This window comes from Paracoccus bogoriensis, assembly GCF_019431455.1.
Lineage (GTDB): Bacteria > Pseudomonadota > Alphaproteobacteria > Rhodobacterales > Rhodobacteraceae > Paracoccus > Paracoccus bogoriensis.
The window spans coordinates 29,981-52,560 of the sequence record NZ_JAHYSR010000013.1 but is presented as its reverse complement, the minus strand read 5'-3'; the positions used below and the strand labels follow the sequence as shown (position 1 = coordinate 52,560).

The window sequence follows — 22,580 nt, the reverse complement described above, 5'->3', positions numbered from 1 at the left end:
GTTGTTGCTGCCTGATTCAGCCCTTTCGCTGGTCGGTGTCAAGACACGGGCGGCAGGGCAGGCCGATGATTGCCCGTCTCAGCCTTGAACTGTGCCACAAGACCAGGCAGGGCTGCGAAATCGCTGAAATGCGCATGGCTGACCAGATCATCCACGGCGCTGTGGCGGTAGCCTTGGGTAAAGAGCAGGAAGGGCACACCCATGGCAGCGGCGGTGTCCGCATCGAATTCGCTGTCCCCGACAAAGACGCCGGTTCGCGCCCCCAAGGCCGCGAAGGCAGCGCGCAGAGGCGCAGGGTCGGGCTTCTTCCGAGTCAGGGAATCGCCGCCGATCACGGCCCGGAACAGAGGCGTCAGCCCGAAATGGTCCAGCACCGCGCGGGTCGGGCCAAGGGGCTTGTTCGTGCAGATTCCAAGCGGATGACCAGCTGCCGAAAGTTCAGCCAGCGCCTCGACCACACCGGGATAAAGCCGCGTCAGAATGGTCGCATGATGGTAGCGCGCCATGAACGCCGCCACCAGATCGCTTCGACGGGCCGGCTCGATCCCTCTGGCGGCGATGATGCGGGACCACAGGATTTCGACGCCGCCGCCGATGAAGCTGCGCACGCGAGGCAAGGATAATGGCGAAACGCCGTTCTCACGAAGGACAGCGTTGACGCAGGCATGAATATCGGCCGCGCTGTCGATCAGGGTGCCGTCCAGATCGAAGATGACGGGACAAGGCATCATTCAGCAATCCTTCCACTTGATCGAGCATCCTATTGAAGGTATTTGATTTTGCGTCCCATTTCCGGTTTCCGCAACCTGCATCATCGCCTCGGATAATTCGCGCCTTGCGTCCGGCGCGGCAGGCTGTCGGCCCGAGCCGTCCAGCCTGCCGCGATATTGCAGCTTGCCCTCGGCGTTGTAGCCGAAGAAGTCGGGCGTGCATTCGGCGCCGTAAGCGCGCGCAACCTGCTGCGTCTCGTCATGCAGATAGGGAAAGGTGAAGCCGCGCTCTTCGGCCAGCTGCTTCATGCGGTCGGGGGCATCCTCGGGATAGGCTGCGGCGTCATTGGAGGAAATCGCGACGACCCCGATTCCGGCCCGCTGCAAGGCGGCCGCGTCGCGCAGGATCCGGTCGAGGATGGATTGCACATAAGGGCAATGGTTGCAGATGAACATGACCAGCGTGCCGCGCTGCCCCTTGATGTCGTCAAGGCTGTAGATGCGCCCGTCGGTGCCCGGCAGTTCAGAGGGGTGCCAAGTCGCGCCGAAGTCGCACGGAGGTGCAGAAATTGCCATGGCCAACCTTTCGTCCGGATCGCCGCAATCCTGATGCCTCGTCATGCGAAGGGCAAGGCCGGAGAGATGATTGCCCCGAACTGGCCGAATTATTCATAACATAATTCGGATTATATCCTAGACCGCCTCCGGCCAGCGGCAGACTGGCTTGGCTGTGGGTCGATAGATTGCTGTCTGTTCTGCAGACAGAAGAAGGCCCCGAAGCGAGATGCTTCGGGGCCGCCTGCGGTGCTGGCGTGTCAGTCGGCCATCACGTTGTTCGGATCGAACTCGGGCAGCGCCTCAAGCTCTTCCTGGGTGAAGTTCGTGGCCATTACGACCTCGTCGTCGAAGCGGACCAGGTGCAACATGTCACGATCCAGCAGAACCGTATGCGTCCCCAGGCCCAGGAAGCCACCGATATCGGCGACGTAGCCAATCAGTTCACCCTCTTGCGTCAGAACGAGGTCCGAAATCGAGCCGATGTCGCTCCAGTCATCCGGGCGATTGCCGCCCGCGATGTCGTTCCACTGGGTGGTCGAAGGCTGGTTCGTCGTATAGACGGAGCGGTCGGTCAGCCAGGACGCGGTGATGCCCTGGTTTTCGGCGCTTAGAGCGGCGCTCAGTTCTGCGCTGCTGCGGTGCGTCGCCACGCCGTCCATGGGGGCCTGATCCATCTCCATCCCGGGCTGCGTCATCCCCGCACCATCCTGAGCCGGGGCGGTCTGCATCGTCTCGGCCGGGGCCTCGGTCGTCGTCGCCTGCTGGGCCCAGGCGGGGCTTGTCAGGGCGATTGCGGCGGCGGTCAGCATGAAACGCTTCATGTGATTGGCTCCTGTCTGTTTCGTGTGTTCGCCATGCATCTGCACAGCGCTGTCCCCACAACAGAAGCCGGACGCGCCTTGTTCCGCTGATCTTTATCAACCCTGGAAATCACGATCTTTCAGGAACAATGACTTGTCGCTACCGTTACGCGCGGTTGCGTTACACGCGGTTGGCTGATGCGCCCGCCACAGATGGGACTGGGTGCAGCCGTGGTATCCGGCCCCGATGTCGGCAAGCCCCTCAGCACCCGAACCGCCAGCCAGCCGAAGGCCTGCGCCTCGAGCATGTCGCCATCCAGTCCCGCGCTTTCGACCGGCAGGACCGCAATGGGCATGTCCGACGCCAGGGCGGCCATGATGGCCGGGTTCCGGCGGCCGCCGCCGCAGACCAGCATGGCCTGCGGAACTGACGGCAACCAGCGCAGGCCCGCCCGAACCGAAGCTGCGATTGCTGCAACCATCGTGGCCGCCGCATCGGCGTCCGGCAGTGCGGCCACCAATTCGGGCAACGCGGCGAAATGGTCGCGGTCCAGCGATTTCGGGGGCGGCCTGTCGAACCAGGGATCGGCCAGAAAGCGGGCCAGAGCCACCTGGTCGGGGCGCCCTGCCCCGGCCAGCGCCCCGTCGCGGTCCAGCGCCAGCCCGCGCCGCGTCTGCATGAGGTCGTTCAGCGGCGCATTTGCAGGGCCTGTATCAAAGGCCAGACAGGCGCCCGGCGCCTCGGGTGCCGGGGCAAGCGGATCCACCCAGGTGATGTTGCCCACTCCACCCAGGTTCAGGAAGGCCAGCGGCGCGGGCTGGATCAGGCCGCGCTCAAGCGCCCAGACCGCGCAGGCCCAGTGAAAGAACGGAGCCAGCGGCGCGCCTTCGCCACCCTGCCGCACATCCTCGGTGCGGAAATCCCACACGACCGGTCGGCCGGTCCGCGCCGCAAGCCGCACCCCCGACCCCGCCTGATGCGTGCCGCGTCCGCGCGGATCATGGGCCAGGGTCTGGCCATGATAGCCGATCAGCTCGGCCTCGGGGAAATCGCACGCCAGAGCGATATGGGCGTCCTCGGACAGGCGCGCGGCCTCGGCCACGCCCGGATCGCCGGGCCACCGGCCCAGGGCCGCTCGCAGCACCGCCGCCTCGTTGGCCGAGGTCGCGCGAAAGGCGCTGCGGCCAAAGGCGCCGATGCGGATGCCGTCGGTCTCGATCAGCGCCGCATCCACCCCGTCCATCGAGGTTCCCGACATCATTCCCAACACCCGGATCATCGCGCCTTTTCCTTTGCCCGCCCGCCGGGTATATCGCGGCCAGACAGAAGGAAACAGCCCATGACCTACGCGCCCAAGTCCGATTTCCTCACCCAGCTGATCGAGCGCGGCTATGTCGCCGACTGCACCGATTACGAGGGGCTGGACCGTGCGCTGCTGGCCGGCCCCGTCACGGCCTATATCGGCTATGACGCGACGGCGGCCAGCCTGCATGTGGGCCATCTGCTGAACATCATGATGCTGCGGATCTTTCAGAAAACGGGCAACCGCCCGATCACGCTGATGGGCGGTGGCACGACCAAGGTAGGCGATCCGTCCTTTCGCAGCGACGAGCGGCCGCTTCTGGACGATGCCGCGATCCAGCGCAACATCGACGGGATGCAGAAGGTGTTCGACCGCTACCTGGATTACGGTCCGGGCGCGGCGACGATGCTGAACAATGCCGAATGGCTGGACGACCTGAACTACCTGACCTTTCTGCGCGAGATCGGGCGTCATTTCAGCGTCAACCGGATGCTGTCCTTCGAATCCGTGAAATCCCGGCTGGATCGCGAGCAGTCGCTGTCCTTCCTGGAATTCAACTACATGATCCTGCAAGCCTATGATTTCCTTGAGTTGAACCGCCGCTATGGCTGCCAGTTGCAGATGGGCGGGTCGGATCAATGGGGCAACATCGTCAACGGGATCGACCTGACGCGGCGTGTGGACGACAAGGTGATCTGGGGGCTGACCTCGCCGTTGCTGACGACCAGCGACGGGCGCAAGATGGGCAAGTCGGCGGGCGGCGCGATCTGGCTGAACGGCGATATGCTGTCGCCCTATGAATTCTGGCAGTTCTGGCGCAACACGACCGATGCCGATGTGGGCCGGTTCCTGAAACTCTATACCGAGCTGCCGCTGGACGAATGCGACCGTCTGGCCGCGCTTGGCGGGTCCGAGATCAACCTGGCCAAGGTGCGTCTTGCCAACGAGGTCACGGCCCTGCTGCATGGTCCAGAAGCCGCCGCGCGCGCCGAGGCAACAGCGCGCGCGGTCTTCGAGCAGGGCGGCGCGGGCGGCGATCTAGAGGTCGCGCTGATCGACGCGGCCGCGTTGTCGGGCGGGTTGTCGGTCGTGCAGGCGCTGGTGCGGTCGGGGCTGGTGCCATCGGGCAAGGAGGTCAAGCGCCTGATCGCCGAGGGCGGGCTGCGACTGAACAACGAGCCCGTCACCGACGCGCAACGGATGCTGGATGCGGATGCGATCGGTGAGGGGCTCAAGGTCTCGATCGGCAAGAAGAAGCACCGCATCCTGCGGATTGGCTGATCGTCCCATGAACCCGGCGCATGGCTGCCTTGTGCGGGGGCTTTCGCCTCTGGTTTTCCGACCGGCCAGTCAATATCTGAGTGCCATGGGAGGGAACGACCCGAACCCGGAGAAGAACCATGTCGAAGCTCGACAGCAAGACCACCAGCATCGCCGACCGCAAGCGCGCGGCCGAGGCCGAGGCCGTCCTTGACCAGATGTATGGCTACTTCACCCGCCAGGAAGCGCCGCGCGTGATTGTCAGCGAACTCGACGCTGCCCGCCGCGCCGCCTGAGCCTGGCTCCTGCGACCACGTTTCCCCAAGGGGCCTTCGGGCCCCTTTTCCATGCCTGTCAAAAGCCTTGCGGATCATGCGGCTTTCCCTTGGCCCGGGGCGCGCCATTGGCTAATCTTGCCCGAGGCCGAAGGAGGGGGTAATGGAAGCGTCGATCAATGTCCTGGGCGGCCGGTTACAGCCCTGCTCGACCGCGCCGCTGACGGGTTTCTATCGCAACGGGTGCTGCGATACCGGCCCCGAGGATCGCGGCAGCCACACGGTCTGCGTGATCGTCACGGCCGAGTTCCTGGCCATGTCTGCCTACCTGGGCAACGACCTTTCGACGCCGCGCCCCGAATACGGGTTTCCCGGCCTGAAGCCGGGGGATCGCTGGTGCCTCTGCGCCTCGCGCTTCCTTCAGGCGGCGCAGGAATTCGCGGCGCCCAGGGTCGTTCTTGAATCCACCCATCGCCGCGCGCTGGACATCCTGCCGCTGGAATTGTTGCAAAGACATGCGATCAATGAAGAAAACTGATCTGGCCGCTCTGGCTACCGCCGCGCTTCTGGGCGCCCTGCCCGCCCATGCGATCGAACTGGCCGACCTGTCGAACGAGATCCGCCCCGATGACCGCGCCCGGCTTGAGCTTTTCGACGAAACCGCGGGCCGTGCGCTGATGGGTGCGCTGGCGGCGGGCGACGGGGGCGATGTCGGCGTGATGGTCGCGGGCCTTGCGGGCGAGCCTCTACCCCCCTTGGGCGCTGCACTGATGCTCGAAGGGGACTGGTCCTGCCGTGTCCTGAAACTGGGCGGCGGGCTGCCGCTGGTCGCCTATCAGCCCTTCCGCTGCCGGGTTGGGGCCGATGGCAGTTTCGAGAAGTTGACCGGATCGCAGCGCATGAGGGGCCGGATCGGGCTTGTCGATGGCGAGGTGATCTATCTGGGCACGGCCTTCGTGGCGGGTGAGACGCCGCCCGATTATGCCGACCTGCCGCCCGAAATCGACCCCGGTGCCACGCCGCAATTCATGCCAGAGGTCGGCCGGGTCCAGATCGTGGACGGCAATGCCGCCCGCATCATCCTGCCGATGCCGCATCTGGAATCGGATCTGAATATCGTGCTGCTCAGCCGCTGAGGTGCGGCGGGCGGCCCGACGCTGCCCGCGCATCCCGCTCAGGTGCGGATATCGTGGCCCAGATGCCTGGCGACGGTGAAGATGTCCTTGTCGCCGCGTCCGCACATGTTCATCACGATCAGATGATCGGCGGGCAGCCTTGGCGCGATCTTGATGACATGGGCCAGGGCATGGCTGGGCTCCAGCGCAGGGATGATGCCCTCTTGCGCGCAGCAGAGCTGAAATGCGGCCAGAGCCTCGTCATCAGTGATGCTGACATATTCTGCGCGACCCACATCCTTGAGCCAGGCATGTTCCGGCCCGATCCCGGGATAATCCAGCCCCGCGCTGATCGAATGGCCTTCAAGGATCTGGCCGTCATCATCCTGCAACAGATAGGTGCGGTTCCCATGCAGAACACCCGCGCGCCCGCCCGAGAGGCTGGCGCAATGCTGCATCCGGTCATCGACGCCGCGACCCCCGGCCTCGACCCCGATGATGCCGACCGAGGGGTCGTCGAGGAAGGGATAGAACAGCCCCATCGCATTCGAGCCGCCGCCGATCGCCGCGACCAGCGTGTCGGGCAGACGCCCTTCGCGCGCCATGATCTGTTCGCGGACCTCCTTGCCGATGATCGACTGGAAATCGCGCACCATCGCCGGATAGGGATGCGGACCGGCCACCGTGCCGATGCAGTAGAACGTGTCGCGCACATTCGTCACCCAATCGCGCAGCGCGTCGTTCATCGCATCCTTCAGCGTGCCGCGACCGCTGGTGACGGGCACGACCTCGGCCCCCAGCAGGCGCATCCGGAAGACGTTGGGCGCCTGCCGCTCGACATCATGGGCGCCCATATAGACCACGCATTTCAGCCCGAACCGCGCGCAGACGGTCGCGGTCGCCACGCCATGCTGGCCCGCGCCGGTTTCCGCGATGATGCGGGTCTTGCCCATGCGGATCGCCAGCAGGATCTGGCCCAGCACGTTGTTGATCTTGTGCGCGCCGGTATGGTTCAGCTCGTCGCGCTTCATGTAGATCCTGGCGCCGCCCAGATGCCGCGTCAGCCGCTCGGCGAAATAGAGCGGGCTCGGCCGGCCCACATAATGCGTCCACAGATCGTCCATCTGCGCCCAGAAGGCCGGGTCGGTCTTGGCGCGCTCGTATTCGGCCTGAAGATCCAGGATCAGCGGCATCAGCGTTTCCGACACGAAACGGCCGCCATAGATGCCGAAGCGGCCCTGTTCGTCGGGGCCATGCATGAAGCTGTTGGGCAGGTCGTCGGCCATGGAATGCGCCTTTTGGATTGTCTCAGATGGGGTCGAGCAGGCTCGTCCCCATCCTTCTATCCGCATTCCGCCCGCTGGTGAAGCCCGACCGGAGGCGGCAGGAAACCCGCCCCCCGAGAAAGGGGGCGGGCCAGTCCGGTGCGCGTCTTGATGCGCGCTTGCTGCTGCGACGATCTCGCCCGCCACCCCGCCACCCCGCCACCCCGCCCCCGTCGCCGGGGACGGTGTCCCCATCAACTGCAGCCGCTGGTGCCGCCGCAGGTATTGCACTTCATGCAGGTGCCGTTCCGGACCAGCGTGTAATTGCCGCATTCGCCGCAGGGGTCGCCCTCGTAGCCCTGCATCCGGGCGCGGGCGCGGGCGTCGATGGCGGGGCCCTCCAGCGTCGCGCTCTGGGCCAGGCTGCTGGTCTGAAGCACCATCAGATCCTGCGGCAGGCGCTTGCGCAGATAGCCCGCGCTGCTGATCTGCTTCAGCATTGTCAGTGATTTCAACTCGCTCCGGTCGCTGACCGGGGCGATATTGGCGGCTTCAGCCTCGCCGCCACCGATATCGTCGAACCGCGCGCCTTCCGGCTTGACATGGGCCAGATCGGTGCGGTCCAGATAGCTGATGGCCAGTTCGCGAAAGACATAATCAAGGATCGAGGTCGCATTCTTGATGCTGTCATTGCCCTGCACCATCCCCGCGGGCTCGAACCGGGTGAAGGTGAAGGCGTCCACGAATTCCTCCAGCGGCACACCATATTGCAGGCCAACCGAGACCGCGATGGCGAAATTGTTCATCATCGCCCGGAAGCCCGCGCCTTCCTTGTGCATGTCGATGAAGATCTCGCCCAGCTTGCCGTCATCATATTCGCCGGTGCGCAGATAGACCTTGTGCCCGCCGACGATGGCCTTTTGGGTATAGCCCTTGCGGCGCTGCGGCAGCTTTTCGCGGTGGCTGCGGACGATTTCGCGGACGATGACCTTCTCGACGATCTTCTCGGCCAGAACGCCCGCCTTGTCGCGCGCCGAACCCTGGGTCAGGATCTCTTCGGCCTCGTCGTCATCCTCGATCAGGGCGCTGGCCAGAGGCTGGCTGAGCTTGGACCCGTCGCGGTAAAGCGCGTTGGCCTTGATCCCCAGGGAATGGCTGAGCTCATAAGCCGCCAGAGCATCGGCGATCGTCGCGGACGCAGGCATGTTGATCGTCTTGCTGATCGCGCCCGAGATGAAGCTCTGGGCGGCGGCCATCATGCGGATATGGCTTTCGACCGACAAAGAGCGGCTGCCCTTCTTGCCGCAGGGATTGGCGCAGTCGAAGACCGGCAGATGCGCGGGTTTCAGATGCGGGGCGCCTTCCAGCGTCATGGTGCCGCAGACATGATCGTTCGCAGCCTCGATCTGGGCGCGGGTGAAACCCAGATGGCGCAACAGGTCAAAGCCGGGATCGGCCAGCTTGTCGTCGGGGATGCCAAGCGTCCCGCGGCAGAATTCCTCGCCCAGCGTCCATTGGTTGAAGACAAACCGGATGTCGAAGGCCGAGGGCAGAGCGGCCTCGATCTTCTCGATCTCGGCCGGACCGAAGCCATGGCCGGCCAGCGTGGTGTGGTTGATGGCGGGGCAATTGCCGAGCGTGCCATGACCCACGGCATGGGCCACGATCTCGGCGATCTGACCCGAGGCATAGCCAAGCGTCTCAAGCGCGGCAGGCACCGACTGATTGATGATCTTGAAATAGCCGCCGCCCGCCAGCTTCTTGAACTTGACCAACGCAAAGTCGGGCTCGATTCCGGTCGTGTCGCAATCCATGACCAGACCGATCGTGCCGGTCGGCGCGATGACCGTCGTCTGCGCGTTCCGATACCCATGCGCCTCGCCCAGGGCCAGCGCCTCGTCCCAGGCCTCGCGGGCCAGGGCGACCAGCGTACGGTCGGGGCAATTGGCTGCATCCAGGGGCACGGGCGCTACATTCACGCCCTCGCAGGGCAGTCCATAAGCTGCGGCGCGATGGTTGCGGATCACGCGCAGCATATGCTCGCGGTTGCGTGCATAGCCGGCAAAGGCCCCCAGTTCGGCCGCCATCTCGGCGCTGGTGGTGTAGGCCACCCCGGTCATGATCGCCGACAGCGCCCCGCAGAGCGCACGGCCCTGATCGCTGTCATAACCCAACCCCATATGCATCAGCAGACCGCCGATATTGGCGTAACCCAGGCCAAGCGTGCGGAAATCATGGCTGCGCTGCGCAATCTCGCGGCTGGGGAACTGGGCCATCAGGACGCTGATTTCCAGCGTCAAGGTCCACAGCCGCACGGCATGGACATAGGCCCCCGAATCGAAGCCCTCGCCCGACCAGAAGGTCAGCAGGTTCATCGAGGCCAAGTTGCAGGCCGTATCGTCCAGGAACATGTATTCGCTGCAGGGATTGCTGCCGCGGATCGGTCCGTCTTCGGGGCAGGTATGCCAGGCATTGATGGTGTCGTGAAACTGGATGCCCGGATCGGCGCAGGCCCAGGCCGCATGGCCGATCTGGTCCCAAAGCTCGCGGGCCGAGACCGTCTTGGCGACCTTGCCGTCGGTGCGGCGCACCAGCTCCCATGGCGCATCCTCGCGCACGGCGCGCAGGAAGGCGTCGGTCACGCGGACCGAATTGTTCGAGTTCTGCCCCGAGACGCTGGTATAGGCTTCGGAATCCCAGTCGGTGTCATAGGTGGGGAACTCGATGCTGTCGAAGCCCTGCTTGGCGTATTGCAGCACGCGGTTGACGTAGGTTTCGGGGATCATTGCGCGCTTGGCGCTGCGGATCGCGTCCTTCAGGGCCTGGTTCAGCGAAGGGTCGGTCTCGCCCCCGCCCTCGCGGATGGCAGCGAAGATCGCGTTCAGCTCGCGCTCGTGCAGCTTCGAGCCCGCGACGAGGCTGGCGACCTTCTGTTCCTCGATGACCTTCCAGTTGATGAAGGCCTCGATATCGGGGTGATCCATGTCGCAGATCACCATCTTGGCCGCCCGCCGCGTCGTGCCGCCCGACTTGATCGCCCCCGCCGCACGGTCCCCGATCTTCAGGAAGCCCATCAGCCCCGAGGACTTGCCGCCGCCCGAAAGGCGTTCCCCCTCGCCGCGCAACGAGGAAAAGTTCGTGCCGGTGCCCGAACCGTATTTGAACAGGCGCGCCTCGCGGACCCAAAGGTCCATGATGCCGCCTTCGTTCACCAGATCGTCGCTGACCGACTGGATGAAACAGGCATGGGGCTGGGGATGTTCATAGGCGCTGTCGGACCGGACCAGCTTGCCGGCCTTGTGGTCCACGTAGAAATGCCCCTGCCCCGGCCCGTCGATACCGTAGGCCCAGTGCAGGCCGGTGTTGAACCATTGCGGGCTGTTCGGCGCGCCCATCTGGCGGGCCAGCATGTGGCGCATTTCGTCCATATAGGCGCGCGCATCCTCTTCGGTCGAGAAATAGCCGCCCTTCCAGCCCCAATAGGTCCAGGCCCCCGCCATGCGGTCAAAGACCTGCGCCGCGCTGGTCTCGCCGCCGTAACGCTGATCCTCGGGCAGATCAGCCAGAGCCGCCTCGTCGGCGACATGGCGCCACAAGAAATCCGGCACGCCCTTTTCTCGCACCGGCTTGAGCCGGGCCGGAACGCCCGCCTTGCGGAAATATTTCTGCGCGATGACATCACTTGCGACCTGGCTCCAGCCCGCGGGAACCTCGACGCGATCATTGCGGAACACGACCGAGCCGTCGGGATTGCGGATCTCGCTGGTGGTCGTGGCAAAGGCGATCCCGCCATAGGCCCCGCCCTCTGCGGTGGTAAAGCGCCGTTCGATCTTCATGTCCGGTCCCTGCCCTGTTCCAGCCGATGCGCCCAAGGCCAGAAGCCATCCACCCGCCAAGGCGGCCAGGCCGGGCGGAACCCGGTCAGATACGGCTTTCAAGAGGCTCCGGCTTCCCTGTCGGGCATCACCAGATCTTGTGGTGCATCATCTATGGCCCACAACCTGCCGGGCGTTTTCGTGCAATTCAACTGATATTTTTTACGCCAGAAGGCCGACGCAGGATTGACAGGCACGGTCTTGCCAAGCTGCGCGATTCACGCACAATCCGCGCGCGCCGCATCTGCCGCGATCAGGCGGTTGCGCGGAAAGTCAGGCATCGTCAGAGTCTTGCCGGTGACATTCCCAAGGTTTTCCACAGGCCTTGCCGCAAGTCGTCCCCAGGTTGCGCACAGATGGTGCAAAGCTGCAACACAGGGCAAAAATCAGCGCCTCGGTTGCAGTGGACCCATTTCGGTGACGATCAGATCCAGGGGCTGGTCGAAGGCTTCGGCGGGGATATTCGGCAGCTCCTGGCAGGCAAAGGCCAGGCCGATGGCCCGCACCGACCCCGCAGAGCGCAGCATTTCCAATGTCCTGTCGTAGAAACCGCCGCCATAGCCCAGCCGATTGCCCGCCCGATCAAAGCCCGCCAGTGGCACGATCACGATATCGGGCCGCATTTCGGGCGCCGAATCAGCGGGATGGCTGGTCCCCCAGGGACCGGGCTGCAGGGACTCGCCCTGCCACAGCCGGAACGCCAGCGGTCGGTCGCGCCCGGCCACGACCGGCAGGCAAAGCGGGCCGCGATGTGCGGCCATCGCAGGCCGAGGGTCGGCTTCGTTTCGCATCGGCCAGTAACCCGCCAGAACCTGCCCCTCGTGGGGCAGAAGCACCTCGACAAGATGCCGCGTCAGGGCTGCGCCATCCCCGCCCGCGGCCCGTGCGGCCAGCGCCGCGCGGCGCAGATCGGCCTTGGCCGCCCTGGGGTCGGCGATCATATCAGGATCACCGTTGCCAGCCCGAGAAACGCGAAAAACCCCATCACATCCGTCAATGTCGTGACGAACGTCCCCGAGGCCAGCGCCGGGTCCAGGCCCAGCTTGTCAAGCGTCAGCGGCACCAGAACGCCGCCAAGGGCCGCGACGGTCTGGTTCGCGATCATGGCCAGGCCCAGCACCATGCCCAGCTTGATGTCCCCGAAGATCAGCGTGCCCCCCAAGCCAAGGATCAGCGCAAGGCCAAGCCCGTTCAGGATCCCCGCGAACAATTCGCGCCGCACCACGCGCGGCGCATTGGCGCGGTTGAGGTCGCGCGTGGCCAGGGCACGCACCGCAACGGCCAGAGACTGGGTGCCTGCGATCCCTCCGGTCGAAGCAACAATGGGCATCAGCGCCGCCAGCGCGACAAGCGCGGTGATCGTGTCCTCGAAGCGGCTGATGACCACCGCCGACAACGAGGCTGTGAACAGGTTCACCACGAGCCAGGGCAGGCGCAGACGCGCCGTTGTAAGCGGCCCGTCCGAGACGCGGCTTTCATCGTTCACACCGGCAAGGCGCAGCATGTCCTCTTCGTGTTCCTCGTCCAGAACGGACATCGCGTCGTCGATGGTGATGACACCGACCAGCCGACCGGATTCGTCCACGACGGGCGCCGAGATCAGATGATACTGATTGAACAGATAGGCCACATCCGATTCATCGGCCAGGGCGCTGATCGTGCGGAAACTGTCCTCGGTCAGGTTCTTCAGCGGCACGTCGCGCTTGGCGGCCAAAAGGCGGCCCAACGTGACATAGCCGACAGGACGGCGGCGCGGATCGACCAGGACGATGTGATAGAATTGCTCGGGCAGCCATTCCTCGGCGCGCAGGAAGTCGATCATCTCGCCCACATTCCAGTGCTCCGGCGCTGTCACGACCTCGGACTGCATCAGGCGGCCTGCCGAATGTTCCGGATAGGCCAACGATTGCTGCACGGCAGCGCGGTCGCTTTCGTCCAGCGCGGCAAGGATATGTTCGCGCTCGGGCTCGTCCAGGTCCTCGATCAGGTCCACGACATCGTCGCTGTCCATCTCGCGCACGGCCTCGGCCAGGACGCTGCGGGGCAGCAGGTCGATGACCTCCTCGCGGATCGATTCGTCGATCTCGGAGAGGATCTCGCCGTCGATCTCGCCGGAATAGAGCTCCAGAAAGGCGCGCCGGCGTGCGGGCGGCAGGCGTTCGATGATGTCTGCGATATCGGCGCCGTGCACCGGCTCCAGCAGGCGGTTCAGAAGATCGGCATCCGACTGCTCGATGGCGGCGTCGATCTGGGACAGCCAGGCGCGGCTGGGGCCGAAATCCTCGTCCTCGCGCTCGGCTTCGGGCTCGATCGCAAGGCTCTGGATCTTGTGTTCTGCCATGATACGCTCCTGTCTGGGGTTTCGGATCAGCCTGTCGCGGCGTTCAGCAGGTCCAACGCGGCGCTATGCAGCGCCGGGGTCGCAGCGGCGACCACCTGTCCGCCGCCTGACGGGTCGCCGCCCTGCCAGTCGGTCACGATGCCGCCCGCCGCGCGGATCACGGCCATGGGCGCCACGATGTCGTGGGATTGCAGCCCCGCCTCGATCACCAGATCGACCTGCCCCATGGCCAGCAGCGCATAGGCGTAGCAATCCAGGCCATAGCGGGTCAGTTGCACCCGGGATGCGACACGGGCGAAGGCAGCCGCCTCGGCCGGAGAGCCCACTTCCGGGAAGGTCGTCATCAGCCGCGCCTCGCGCAGGCCGGTCGTCTGGCGCACCGACAAGGCGGCACGCCCATGCGGGCCCTGCATCTGCGCATGGCCCAGACCACCCTCGAACCGCTCGCCGGTATAGGGCTGGTCGATCAGGCCATAAATCACGCCTGCGGGGCCGGTCAGCCCGATCAGCACCCCCCAGGACGGCGCACCGCAGAGAAAGGCGCGCGTGCCGTCGATCGGATCCAGCACCCAGGTCAGACCGCTTTCGCCCTGCTGCGCGCCGAATTCCTCGCCCAGGATCGCATCCTGTGGGCGGCGGCGGGCCAGAAGCTCGCGCATGGCCTGTTCGGCGGCCCGATCGGCCAGGGTTACGGGATCATAGCCCTCGGAGCGCTTGTTGTCCGCGGCAAGGCCGGGCTGGCGGAACAAGGGCAGGATCGCCAGCCGGGCGGCATCGGCCATTGCATGGGCCACGGCCCTGATTTCGGTGCTGTCCATGATATGCGACCCCTGCTCTGTTGCCATGGCCTGATGCGCGGACATGCCCCAGGGGCGCGTTCCCGGCGCAACAGATTTAACGCGGCGCGCTGCAGGGGGCCAGCCGTCATCGACAGTGGTCACGTGGCTGTCACGCCGGACCTTGCGGGCGGGCGCGCAAACCCTGTTCAACGAATGTTCATGCCCGCTTCAGGCGTCACGGGCGTCAGGCGGCGGCGGACAGAACCCGTGCCAGTTCAAAGATCTGGCGGCGCTGCGCCTCGGGCATGGCATAATAGGCACGCACCAGTTGCAGCGCCTCCCTGTCGGCGAAGATGTCGCCTTCGACGAAATCCGAGGCCGCGCCGTCCTGCAATCCTTCGAAGAAGAAACTGACGGGAACGTCCAGGGCGCGCGCAATATCCCAAAGCCGAGAGGCCGAAACCCGGTTCATCCCGGTCTCGTATTTCTGGATCTGCTGGAACTTGATCCCGACCCGGTCCGCCAGCTGTTGCTGGGTCATTCCGATCATCCATCGGCGGTGGCGGATGCGCTTGCCGACATGAACATCTACACCGTGCTTCATTTCAACCACCCCACTCAATCTGAGGAAGCACTAATCCAGCCCCGCGCAATTTTCGAGTGTCATCGTGGTAAATGCGCCTCTTTCTGACCAAAAAGACAGGTATGGATGGCACTACCTTGCAGCTCTGCGCCCCGAAGGTCGGCCTTGCCGTTGAATTTTTCGGGAACGACAAGGACCACGCGCCCGCGCAGCATTGAAAATCCGACCATTTCGGACAATATAGCATTTCAAGGGAAACCCCAATGTCTTGATAGGGAGTCGTTGATGGCAGAATACAACACTTACCGCACCGCGCAGGGCGTCGGGCAGCGTCAGGCTGTGATCGACGAAGGGCTGCGGGCCTACATGAACAAGGTTTATGGGCTGATGGCGGTCGGAATGGGTGTGACTGCCGTCGCAGCCTTCGGCATCGCGAACGCGGCCGTCTCGCCCGAAGGGCAGTTGACCGCCCTTGGCGCTGCGATCTACGCTTCGCCGCTGCGTTGGGTGATCATCTTTGCGCCGCTGCTGGTGGTCTTTGCCTTCGGTGCCGCGGTGAACCGGCTGTCGATCCCGGCTGCGACCGGGCTCTTTTACGGCTTTGCCGCGCTGATGGGCCTGTCGATCAGCTCGATCTTCCTGGTCTATACGTCCTATTCCATCGTGCAGACCTTTCTTGTGACAGCCATCGCCTTCGCGGGCCTGTCGCTTTGGGGCTACACGACGAAAAAGGACATCTCGGGCTGGGGCAGCTTCCTGATCATGGGCGTGATCGGCCTGATCGTGGCCGCCATCGTGAACATCTTCCTGGGTTCGCCGGCGATCCAGTTCGCGATCTCGGTTCTGGGCGTTCTGATCTTCGCGGGTCTGACCGCTTATGACACCCAGAACATCAAGAACACCTATCTGGAAATGGCAGCCCAAGGGGCCGATCAGGACTTCATCGGAAAGACCGCGATCATGGGCGCGCTGCGCCTGTATCTGGACTTCCTGAACCTGTTCATGTTCCTGCTGCAATTCATGGGCCAGCGCGATTGACCGCCCGGCCAGCCTGACAGAACAGACCCCGCCGGTTCATTCGGCGGGGTTTTTTCATGCCCGGTCGCAGGCATCCGGATCCTGTCAGACGAATTGTTCGCGCAGCAGGCGCTCGTCCAGCCCGTGGCCGGGATCGAACAGCAGGCGATGGCGGATCTCGGTCGCCGATCCGATCCGCACGCGAACCACGTCGCGGAAGGATCGGCTGTCGGCATCGGCCATGACCGGGCGGCGTTCGGGGTGGATCACCTCGACCTCGACCTGCGCGGCCTTGGGCAACAATGCGCCCCGCCAGCGCCGAGGCCGAAAGGGCGCGATGGCGGTCAGGGCCAGAACTTCGGCGTTGATGGGCAGGATCGGACCATGAGCCGAGTAATTGTAGGCCGTGGAGCCGGCAGGGGTGGCCACCAGGGCTCCGTCGCAGACCAGCTCCTCCATCCGCAGGCGGCCGTCCACATGGATGCGCAGCTTGGCGGCCTGCGGACCCTGCCGCAGCAGGCTGACCTCGTTGATGGCAAGGGCCTCGTGACGGGTGCCATCGGTGCAATCGGCCCGCATCCGCAGCGGGTTGATCACCGTTTCTTCGGCCTGGGCCAGCCGTTCGGGCAGACCGGTTTCTGCATAGGCGTTCATCAGGAAACCCACCGTGCCGCGATTCATGCCATAGACCGGCAGGCCCAGCCCCTGCGTCGCGTGAAGCGTTTGCAGCATGAAGCCGTCACCGCCCAGGGCGACCACCAGTTCGGCCTGATCCAGCCTGGCCTGACCGTAACGCGCGGTCAGCGCGGCCCAGGCCTCTTGCGCCGAGGCGGCATGGCTGGCGGTGAAATGGATCGCAGGCGTCATGCCGTTCCCCCTGATGACGACGGGCAGCATCCCTGTCCGCCCCCCGGAAGGCAAGCCCCTGGGCAGCAGCGGGCAAAGGCGTCGTCCCTGTGGCGCATCGGGTCGTTTTGTCACTTTCCGCAGGGACCGCCATGGGGTAAAAGCCCCCAATCCGCAGCCGCCCGAGCCATAAAGGACGCGAGAGACATGAACGCCCCCACCCGCGACAACGGTTTCTTTACCGAAACCCTGGCCAGCCGTGATCCCGAAATTGCCAAGGCCGTCACCCAGGAACTGGGCCGCCAGCGCGACGAGATCGAGCTTATCGCCTCGGAAAACATCGTCAGCCGCGCCGTGATGGAGGCGCAAGGCTCGGTCCTGACCAACAAATATGCCGAAGGCTATCCGGGCAAGCGCTATTATGGCGGCTGTCAGTTCGTGGATGTCGTCGAGACCCTGGCCATCGAGCGCGCCAAGGAGCTGTTCGGCTGCGAATATGCCAACGTCCAGCCCAACAGCGGCAGCCAGATGAATCAGGCGGTGTTTCTGGCGCTGCTGCAACCGGGCGACACCTTCATGGGGCTGGACCTGAATTCGGGTGGCCACCTGACCCACGGATCACCGGTGAACATGTCAGGCAAATGGTTCAACGTGGTCAGCTACGGCGTGCGCCAGCAGGACCACATGCTTGACATGGAGGCGATCGCCGAAAGCGCCCGCCAGCACAGGCCCAAGCTGATCATCGCGGGCGGCACTGCCTATAGCCGCACCTGGGACTGGGCCGCCTTCCGCAAGATCGCGGATGAGGTGGGCGCCTGGCTGATGGTGGACATGGCCCATATCGCGGGTCTGGTCGCGGGCGGCGCGCATCCCTCGCCCATTCCCCATGCCCATGTCGTGACCTCGACCACGCACAAGTCCCTGCGTGGCCCGCGCGGCGGTCTGATCCTGACCAACGATGCCGAGATCGCCAAGAAGGTGAACAGCGCCGTCTTTCCGGGTCTGCAGGGCGGCCCCTTGATGCATGTGATCGCCGCCAAGGCCGTGGCCTTCGGCGAGGCGCTGCGCCCGGAATTCAAGACCTATGCCGCCCAGGTCGTCAAGAATGCCCGTGCCATGGCGGATGAATTGATGAAGGGCGGTATCGACATCGTGTCGGGCGGCACTGACAACCATCTGTGCCTTGCGGACCTGCGTCCCAAGGGTGTGACCGGCAAGGCCACAGAGGCCGCGCTTGGCCGCGCGCACATCACCTGCAACAAGAACGGCGTGCCCTTCGATCCCGAGAAGCCCTTTGTCACCTCGGGTATCCGCCTGGGCGCCCCCGCCGGCACCACGCGCGGCTTTGCCGAGGCCGAGTTCCGCCAGATCGCCCGCTGGATCGTCGAAGTCGTGGACGGCCTTGCCGCCCATGGCGAGGACGGCAATGGCGAGGTCGAAGCCAAGGTCCGCGCCGAAGTCAAGGCCCTCTGCGACCGGTTCCCTCTTTATCAGGGCATGTGACAGGCGCGGCCCTGCCGGGGTGAAAGCACAAGGCCCGCCGCTGTCAGGGCGGCGGGCCTTGGATCTTGGGCCGGGGCGGGGCTGCGGGTCTTCTGGCAAGGACCGGATCAGCCGTCGGATTGCCATGACGGCTTGCGGCGCTCGAAAAAGGCCGCAATGCCTTCGGGGGCCTCGCCGCCCTGCCAGACCGCGACGAGCCGTTCGATACTGTCCTCGATCACCTCGGCGTCGATCCGGGGGCCAAGGGCACGGCATTGCGCCTTGGCTGCCGCGATGGCACCGGGCGCGGCCTGCAGGAAGGGCTGGGCCTCGGCCTTAATGGTGGCATCAAGGGCGTCGGCGGGCACGACCCGCGAGACCAGGTTCAGCGATTGCGCTTCGGCCGCACCGAAAAGGCGGGCCGAGAAAAAGACCCGCCGTGCTGCCGGTTCGCCCATTCTGGCCAGCACATAAGGGCCGATGGTGGCCGGGATCAGGCCCAACCGCACCTCGGTCAGGCCAAACCGGGCGGCATCGGCAGCGATCACGATGTCGCTGACCGCCATCATGCCGACGCCACCCCCAAAGGCATTGCCATGAACCCGCGCGATCAGCGGCTTGGGCAGCAGGTTCAGCGCCGACAGCATCCCGGCCAGCGCGCGGGCGCCCTCGCGCCGGGTCTCGGCATCGGCCTGAATCTGCTGGCGCATCCAGTCCAGATCGCCACCCGCGCAGAAGCTGGCGCCCTCGGCTGCCAGGACCACGACGCGCACGCCCGGATCGGTGCCAAGCATGGCCGCGGCCTCGGTCAGCTCGTCCATCATCTGGCGTGACAGGGCGTTATGCTTGTCGGGCCGCGCCAATGTCAGGGTTGCAACGCCGCGCGCGTCCCGCGTGATGCGGATGGTCTGCATCGTCATTCCTTTCTCAACCCGCGGGCCATGTCGGCCGCCTGGCGCAGCCGCGCCATGTCCAGGCCGGTTCGGAAGCCGCGCGCCTCCAGATGGGCCGCCACGGCCTCGGTTGCGACATTGCCTGCGGCACCCGGCGCATAGGGGCAGCCGCCCAGGCCACCCACGGCAGCGTCAAAGACCCGCAAGCCGCGTGCAAGGCTTGCGTCGATATTCTCCAGCGCCCGGCCCGCCGTGTCATGGTAATGGCCGGCCAGCCGGTCGGGGGGGATTTCGTTCAGCACGGCAGCCAGCATCGCGTCGATCGTCTCGGGGCGGCCCTGCCCGATCGTGTCGCCAAGGCTGATCTCGTAGCAGCCCATGTCTCTGAGCGCGGCGGCGACGCGGGCCACGGTCCCGGGCGGGGTCGGCCCATCAAAGGGGCAATCCGTGACCACGCTGACATAGCCGCGAACAGGGATGCCATCGGCGCGCGCCGCCTCGGTCACAGGGGCAAAGCGCGCCAGGCTTTCGGCGATGGTCGCGTTCAGATTGGCGCGGCTGAACCCTTCCGAGGCGCTGGCGAAGATCGCCACTTCATCTGCGCCCGCCGCCCGCGCCGCCTGATAGCCACGCAGGTTCGGCGTCAGCGCGGCATAGCGGATGCCTGGGCGGCGGGTGATCCCCGCCATCACCTGGGTCGCATCCGCCATCTGCGGCACCCAACTGGCGGGAACAAAGCTCGTCACCTCGATCCGGCGAAAGCCGGCCTGAGACAGCAGATCCACCAGCGCGATCTTCTCGGCCGCCGGGATGAGGCGCTTTTCGTTCTGCAGCCCGTCGCGCGGGCCCATCTCGAAAATCTCGACGGTCTCAGGCATCGGGCACCGCGTAGAAATCGCGCGCGAACAGGCTGCCGCCGCCCGCCTCTTCGGCGCGGCGATAGGCGGGCCGGGACATCATCCGCCGGCCATAGGCGTCCAGCGCCGGGTAATCCGCCCGCGGCAGGAAGCGGAAAACCGCGTCGATGTTGAAGCCCAACATGCAATCGGCGGCGCTGAACCTATCCAGCAACGTCTCGCGCCCGCTCAGATGGGCCTCCAGCGCCCGCGCCGTCACCGCCAGCCGCTTCGTGTCCAGCTTCATCAGCGGGATCGAGCGTGCGCTCTCAGGGCGCAGAAAGACGTGGTGGATGTTCAACGCCTGGATGATATTGGCCTGGGTTTCGGCGAAATGCACCCATTCCAGGAAATCCGCCCGGTCGGGCGCACCGGGGCGCGGGGCCAGCCGCCCTTCGCGTTCGGTCAGATATTCGACAATGGCACCCGACTCGAAGATCGCCCTTCCGTCGATCTCCAGCGCCGGAACGCGGCCTGCGGGCGATATCGCCAGAAATTCCGCGCTACGCATCCCGCCATCGGTCAACGACCAAAGCCGCAATTCATAGCGCAGGCCCAGTTCCTCGAGCAGCCACAGCACCCGCATGGAGCGCGAGCCGGGAATGTGATGCAGGCGGATCATGCGACGTCCTCCAGCCGGATCAGGGGGGCACCAGCCTCGACCTGATCGCCGGGGCTGGCCAGAACCTCGGCCACGACTCCGTCACGGCTGGCGGTCAGGCTGTGTTCCATCTTCATCGCCTCCAGCACGGCCAGACGGTCGCCCGCCTGCACGGACTGACCCGCGACCACATCGACGGCGCGCAGAAGGCCGGGCATCGGCGCCCGGGTCAACGCCTCGCCACCGGCATCAGACCCGGCCCGTTCCAGCGGATCCTGGGACACAAGGTGCAGGGTCGCAGCGCCGAAGACGCTCACCCCTGCGTCATGCTCCACGATGCGCGCGGGATATGGGCGGCCATCGACCCACCAGCGCCCGCCCTGCCAGCGGACCTCGTGCGGACCGGTCTCCAGCGTCACGCGGGCCTCACCCGGGCCAAGCACCTCAAGCACGGCGCTTCCGCCCTGCCAGGCGATGGTCCGCCGCAAGGGCTGCCACAGGGTGATGCCGCCGCGCAGCCTGGGGTCGTGCAGTCCCGCAAGCCCGATCACACCCAGAGCGACCGCCGCCCCGTCCGGTGCAGAGGCGGTCAGCAATGCCTGAAGATCGCGCGCGATCAGCCCGGTATCGACCTCACCCCGTCCAAAACCTTCATGCCGCGTCAGGGCGACCAGGAAATCCAGGTTCGTCACCGACCCTGCCACCTCGGTCCGCCGCAGCGCCCGCTCCAGCGAACGCAGCGCAATGGCGCGGGTCGGGCCGTGAACGATCACCTTGGCGATCATCGGATCATACCATGGGCTGATCCGGTCGCCCGCGCGCACGCCGGTTTCGATCCGCGCGCCATCGGGAAAGTCCAGATGCGCCAGCGTCCCGGTCGCGGGCAGGAAGCCGGCAGGCACATCCTCGGCGTAAAGCCGCGCCTCGAAGGCATGGCCGGTGATGGTGATGTCCTCCTGCCGCGCGGGCAGACTCTCGCCCGAGGCGACACGCAACTGCCATTCGACAAGATCGACCCCGGTGATCGCCTCGGTCACCGGATGTTCGACCTGAAGGCGGGTATTCATCTCCATGAACCAGAACCCGTCAGGGCGCAGTCCCCGACTGCCATCGACGATGAACTCGACCGTGCCTGCACCGGAATAGCCGATGGCCTCGGCCGCGCGCACGGCGGCCTCACCCATGGCCGAACGCATCTCGGCGGTCATGCCGGGGGCGGGCGCCTCTTCGATCACCTTCTGATGGCGACGCTGCAAGGAACAATCGCGCTCGAACAGATGCACCGCGTGCCTGCCATCGCCAAAGACCTGAACCTCGATGTGACGGGGCTGCACGACGTATTTCTCGACCAGCACGTCAGGATTGCCGAAGGCACCCTGGGCTTCGGACCGCGCGCTTTCCAGCGCCTGGAGAAACCGTTGCGGATTCTCGACCAGACGCATCCCCTTGCCCCCGCCTCCGGCCACGGCCTTGATCAGCACCGGATAGCCGATCCGCTCAGCCTCGCCGGCCAGCCGATCAGGGGATTGATCCGCGCCGTGATAACCCGGCACGACCGGCACACCCGCCCTTTCCATCAGCGCCTTGGCGGCATCCTTCAACCCCATCGCCCGGATCGCCCTGGCCGAAGGGCCGATGAAGACCAGACCGGCCGCCTCGACCGCTTCGACGAAATCCGGGTTTTCGGACAGAAAGCCGTAACCCGGATGGATCGCCTGCGCGCCGGTCGCCTTGGCCGCCGAGATGATCGCATCGCCGCGCAGATAGCTCTCGGCGGGCGCTGCGCCCCCCAGCCCGACAGCCTCGTCAGCCATGAACACATGCCGCGCCTCGCGGTCGGCATCCGAAAATACCGCAACCGTCGCCACGCCCAGTCTGCGGCAGGTATTCATCACGCGGCAGGCGATCTCGCCGCGATTGGCGATCAGGATCTTGTCGAACACGGCCGCGCCCTCCCCTTCTCCGTTGCCCAAATACCCA

The 22,580-nt window shown here is 65.6% G+C and carries 21 protein-coding genes; 6 read left to right on the top strand and 15 right to left on the bottom strand.

Annotated elements, in window-relative coordinates; genetic code table 11:
• Window positions 1-38: 38 nt before the first annotated feature.
• The 4 genes from gph to KY389_RS08300 all read right to left on the bottom strand — a co-directional run bounded on the left by gph (window position 39) and on the right by KY389_RS08300 (window position 3,348).
• Complete coding sequence (gph, locus tag KY389_RS08315; RefSeq protein WP_343222930.1) at window positions 39-731, bottom strand: phosphoglycolate phosphatase; 693 nt, start codon at window positions 729-731, stop codon at window positions 39-41.
• The gene (locus tag KY389_RS08310) at window positions 732-1,286 is read right to left on the bottom strand and encodes a thioredoxin family protein (RefSeq protein ID WP_219830434.1); all 555 of its coding nucleotides are present in this window, start codon (window positions 1,284-1,286) and stop codon (window positions 732-734) included.
• Window positions 1,287-1,525: 239 nt separating this feature from the next.
• The gene (locus KY389_RS08305) at window positions 1,526-2,089 is read right to left on the bottom strand and encodes a PRC-barrel domain-containing protein (RefSeq protein ID WP_219830433.1); all 564 of its coding nucleotides are present in this window, start codon (window positions 2,087-2,089) and stop codon (window positions 1,526-1,528) included.
• 119 nt (window positions 2,090-2,208) lie between these two features.
• Entirely contained in the window at window positions 2,209-3,348 is a 1,140-nt protein-coding gene (locus KY389_RS08300; RefSeq protein ID WP_219830432.1) for an anhydro-N-acetylmuramic acid kinase, read from the bottom strand.
• 60 nt (window positions 3,349-3,408) lie between these two features.
• Between KY389_RS08300 and tyrS the strand changes: the two genes are divergently transcribed.
• From tyrS to KY389_RS08280, 4 genes are all read left to right on the top strand, one after another.
• The gene (gene tyrS, locus KY389_RS08295; protein ID WP_219830431.1) at window positions 3,409-4,653 is read left to right on the top strand and encodes a tyrosine--tRNA ligase; all 1,245 of its coding nucleotides are present in this window, start codon (window positions 3,409-3,411) and stop codon (window positions 4,651-4,653) included.
• 119 nt (window positions 4,654-4,772) lie between these two features.
• Window positions 4,773-4,928, top strand: coding sequence for a hypothetical protein (locus tag KY389_RS08290; protein WP_219830430.1), 156 nt, complete (start codon window positions 4,773-4,775; stop codon window positions 4,926-4,928).
• A 142-nt stretch (window positions 4,929-5,070) separates the two neighbouring features.
• Window positions 5,071-5,445, top strand: coding sequence for a DUF2237 family protein (locus KY389_RS08285; RefSeq protein ID WP_219830429.1), 375 nt, complete (start codon window positions 5,071-5,073; stop codon window positions 5,443-5,445).
• The gene (locus KY389_RS08280; protein WP_219830428.1) at window positions 5,432-6,043 is read left to right on the top strand and encodes a DUF4893 domain-containing protein; all 612 of its coding nucleotides are present in this window, start codon (window positions 5,432-5,434) and stop codon (window positions 6,041-6,043) included. Before KY389_RS08285 ends, KY389_RS08280 begins: the two co-directional genes overlap by 14 nt.
• Before the next feature lie 38 nt (window positions 6,044-6,081).
• Here KY389_RS08280 and trpB read toward each other — a convergent pair whose 3' ends face one another.
• The 6 genes from trpB to KY389_RS08250 form a co-directional block, all read right to left on the bottom strand.
• Window positions 6,082-7,308, bottom strand: a complete 1,227-nt coding sequence (gene trpB, locus KY389_RS08275; protein ID WP_219830427.1) for a tryptophan synthase subunit beta — start codon at window positions 7,306-7,308, stop codon at window positions 6,082-6,084.
• A gap of 233 nt (window positions 7,309-7,541) precedes the next feature.
• Window positions 7,542-11,123 carry a vitamin B12-dependent ribonucleotide reductase gene (locus tag KY389_RS08270; protein ID WP_219830426.1) on the bottom strand — a complete coding sequence of 1,194 codons (3,582 nt, stop codon included), beginning with the start codon at window positions 11,121-11,123 and terminating at the stop codon, window positions 7,542-7,544.
• 425 nt (window positions 11,124-11,548) lie between these two features.
• Window positions 11,549-12,103: a 5-formyltetrahydrofolate cyclo-ligase gene (locus KY389_RS08265; protein ID WP_219830425.1), complete on the bottom strand. Its 555-nt coding sequence runs from the start codon at window positions 12,101-12,103 to the stop codon at window positions 11,549-11,551.
• The gene (mgtE, locus tag KY389_RS08260; protein ID WP_219830424.1) at window positions 12,100-13,503 is read right to left on the bottom strand and encodes a magnesium transporter; all 1,404 of its coding nucleotides are present in this window, start codon (window positions 13,501-13,503) and stop codon (window positions 12,100-12,102) included. The genes KY389_RS08265 and mgtE overlap by 4 nt, the downstream gene beginning before the upstream one ends.
• Before the next feature lie 26 nt (window positions 13,504-13,529).
• Window positions 13,530-14,321, bottom strand: coding sequence for an inositol monophosphatase family protein (locus KY389_RS08255; protein WP_219830423.1), 792 nt, complete (start codon window positions 14,319-14,321; stop codon window positions 13,530-13,532).
• Window positions 14,322-14,526: 205 nt separating this feature from the next.
• Window positions 14,527-14,886 carry a helix-turn-helix domain-containing protein gene (locus KY389_RS08250; protein WP_219830422.1) on the bottom strand — a complete coding sequence of 120 codons (360 nt, stop codon included), beginning with the start codon at window positions 14,884-14,886 and terminating at the stop codon, window positions 14,527-14,529.
• A 264-nt stretch (window positions 14,887-15,150) separates the two neighbouring features.
• Here KY389_RS08250 and KY389_RS08245 point away from each other — a divergent pair, with 264 nt between their 5' ends.
• The gene (locus KY389_RS08245) at window positions 15,151-15,903 is read left to right on the top strand and encodes a Bax inhibitor-1/YccA family protein (protein ID WP_219830421.1); all 753 of its coding nucleotides are present in this window, start codon (window positions 15,151-15,153) and stop codon (window positions 15,901-15,903) included.
• Between the two features lie 84 nt (window positions 15,904-15,987).
• On the opposite strand, the gene KY389_RS08240 is transcribed toward KY389_RS08245, so the two are convergent.
• Window positions 15,988-16,749: an NAD kinase gene (locus tag KY389_RS08240; RefSeq protein ID WP_219830420.1), complete on the bottom strand. Its 762-nt coding sequence runs from the start codon at window positions 16,747-16,749 to the stop codon at window positions 15,988-15,990.
• 186 nt (window positions 16,750-16,935) lie between these two features.
• Between KY389_RS08240 and glyA the strand changes: the two genes are divergently transcribed.
• Window positions 16,936-18,231 carry a serine hydroxymethyltransferase gene (gene glyA, locus KY389_RS08235; protein ID WP_219830419.1) on the top strand — a complete coding sequence of 432 codons (1,296 nt, stop codon included), beginning with the start codon at window positions 16,936-16,938 and terminating at the stop codon, window positions 18,229-18,231.
• 107 nt (window positions 18,232-18,338) lie between these two features.
• Here the strand turns inward: glyA and KY389_RS08230 are convergent, their stop codons facing one another.
• From KY389_RS08230 to KY389_RS08215, 4 genes are read right to left on the bottom strand one after another with little or no spacing between them, the layout of a single operon-like run.
• Window positions 18,339-19,124, bottom strand: a complete 786-nt coding sequence (locus tag KY389_RS08230; protein WP_219830418.1) for a crotonase/enoyl-CoA hydratase family protein — start codon at window positions 19,122-19,124, stop codon at window positions 18,339-18,341.
• A gap of 2 nt (window positions 19,125-19,126) precedes the next feature.
• Window positions 19,127-19,981, bottom strand: a complete 855-nt coding sequence (locus tag KY389_RS08225) for a hydroxymethylglutaryl-CoA lyase (protein WP_219830417.1) — start codon at window positions 19,979-19,981, stop codon at window positions 19,127-19,129.
• The gene (locus KY389_RS08220; RefSeq protein WP_246588029.1) at window positions 19,974-20,621 is read right to left on the bottom strand and encodes a glutathione S-transferase family protein; all 648 of its coding nucleotides are present in this window, start codon (window positions 20,619-20,621) and stop codon (window positions 19,974-19,976) included. The genes KY389_RS08225 and KY389_RS08220 overlap by 8 nt, the downstream gene beginning before the upstream one ends.
• Window positions 20,618-22,543 (bottom strand): ATP-binding protein, encoded by a 1,926-nt coding sequence (locus KY389_RS08215; protein ID WP_343222928.1) that lies wholly within the window; start codon window positions 22,541-22,543, stop codon window positions 20,618-20,620. Before KY389_RS08215 ends, KY389_RS08220 begins: the two co-directional genes overlap by 4 nt.
• Between the last annotated feature and the right edge of the window lie 37 nt (window positions 22,544-22,580).

Excerpts from the sequence above, each read along its gene's own strand:
- gph (WP_343222930.1), bottom strand. The coding sequence starts at position 731 with ATGATGCCTTGTCCCGTCATCTTCGATCTGGACGGCACCCTGATCGAC.
- KY389_RS08310 (WP_219830434.1), bottom strand. The coding sequence starts at position 1,286 with ATGGCAATTTCTGCACCTCCGTGCGACTTCGGCGCGACTTGGCACCCC.
- KY389_RS08305 (WP_219830433.1), bottom strand. The coding sequence starts at position 2,089 with ATGAAGCGTTTCATGCTGACCGCCGCCGCAATCGCCCTGACAAGCCCC.
- KY389_RS08300 (WP_219830432.1), bottom strand. The coding sequence starts at position 3,348 with ATGATCCGGGTGTTGGGAATGATGTCGGGAACCTCGATGGACGGGGTG.
- tyrS (WP_219830431.1), top strand. The coding sequence starts at position 3,409 with ATGACCTACGCGCCCAAGTCCGATTTCCTCACCCAGCTGATCGAGCGC.
- KY389_RS08290 (WP_219830430.1), top strand. The coding sequence starts at position 4,773 with ATGTCGAAGCTCGACAGCAAGACCACCAGCATCGCCGACCGCAAGCGC.
- KY389_RS08285 (WP_219830429.1), top strand. The coding sequence starts at position 5,071 with ATGGAAGCGTCGATCAATGTCCTGGGCGGCCGGTTACAGCCCTGCTCG.
- KY389_RS08280 (WP_219830428.1), top strand. The coding sequence starts at position 5,432 with ATGAAGAAAACTGATCTGGCCGCTCTGGCTACCGCCGCGCTTCTGGGC.
- trpB (WP_219830427.1), bottom strand. The coding sequence starts at position 7,308 with ATGGCCGACGACCTGCCCAACAGCTTCATGCATGGCCCCGACGAACAG.
- KY389_RS08270 (WP_219830426.1), bottom strand. The coding sequence starts at position 11,123 with ATGAAGATCGAACGGCGCTTTACCACCGCAGAGGGCGGGGCCTATGGC.
- KY389_RS08265 (WP_219830425.1), bottom strand. The coding sequence starts at position 12,103 with ATGATCGCCGACCCCAGGGCGGCCAAGGCCGATCTGCGCCGCGCGGCG.
- mgtE (WP_219830424.1), bottom strand. The coding sequence starts at position 13,503 with ATGGCAGAACACAAGATCCAGAGCCTTGCGATCGAGCCCGAAGCCGAG.
- KY389_RS08255 (WP_219830423.1), bottom strand. The coding sequence starts at position 14,321 with ATGGACAGCACCGAAATCAGGGCCGTGGCCCATGCAATGGCCGATGCC.
- KY389_RS08250 (WP_219830422.1), bottom strand. The coding sequence starts at position 14,886 with ATGAAGCACGGTGTAGATGTTCATGTCGGCAAGCGCATCCGCCACCGC.
- KY389_RS08245 (WP_219830421.1), top strand. The coding sequence starts at position 15,151 with ATGGCAGAATACAACACTTACCGCACCGCGCAGGGCGTCGGGCAGCGT.
- KY389_RS08240 (WP_219830420.1), bottom strand. The coding sequence starts at position 16,749 with ATGACGCCTGCGATCCATTTCACCGCCAGCCATGCCGCCTCGGCGCAA.
- glyA (WP_219830419.1), top strand. The coding sequence starts at position 16,936 with ATGAACGCCCCCACCCGCGACAACGGTTTCTTTACCGAAACCCTGGCC.
- KY389_RS08230 (WP_219830418.1), bottom strand. The coding sequence starts at position 19,124 with ATGCAGACCATCCGCATCACGCGGGACGCGCGCGGCGTTGCAACCCTG.
- KY389_RS08225 (WP_219830417.1), bottom strand. The coding sequence starts at position 19,981 with ATGCCTGAGACCGTCGAGATTTTCGAGATGGGCCCGCGCGACGGGCTG.
- KY389_RS08220 (WP_246588029.1), bottom strand. The coding sequence starts at position 20,621 with ATGATCCGCCTGCATCACATTCCCGGCTCGCGCTCCATGCGGGTGCTG.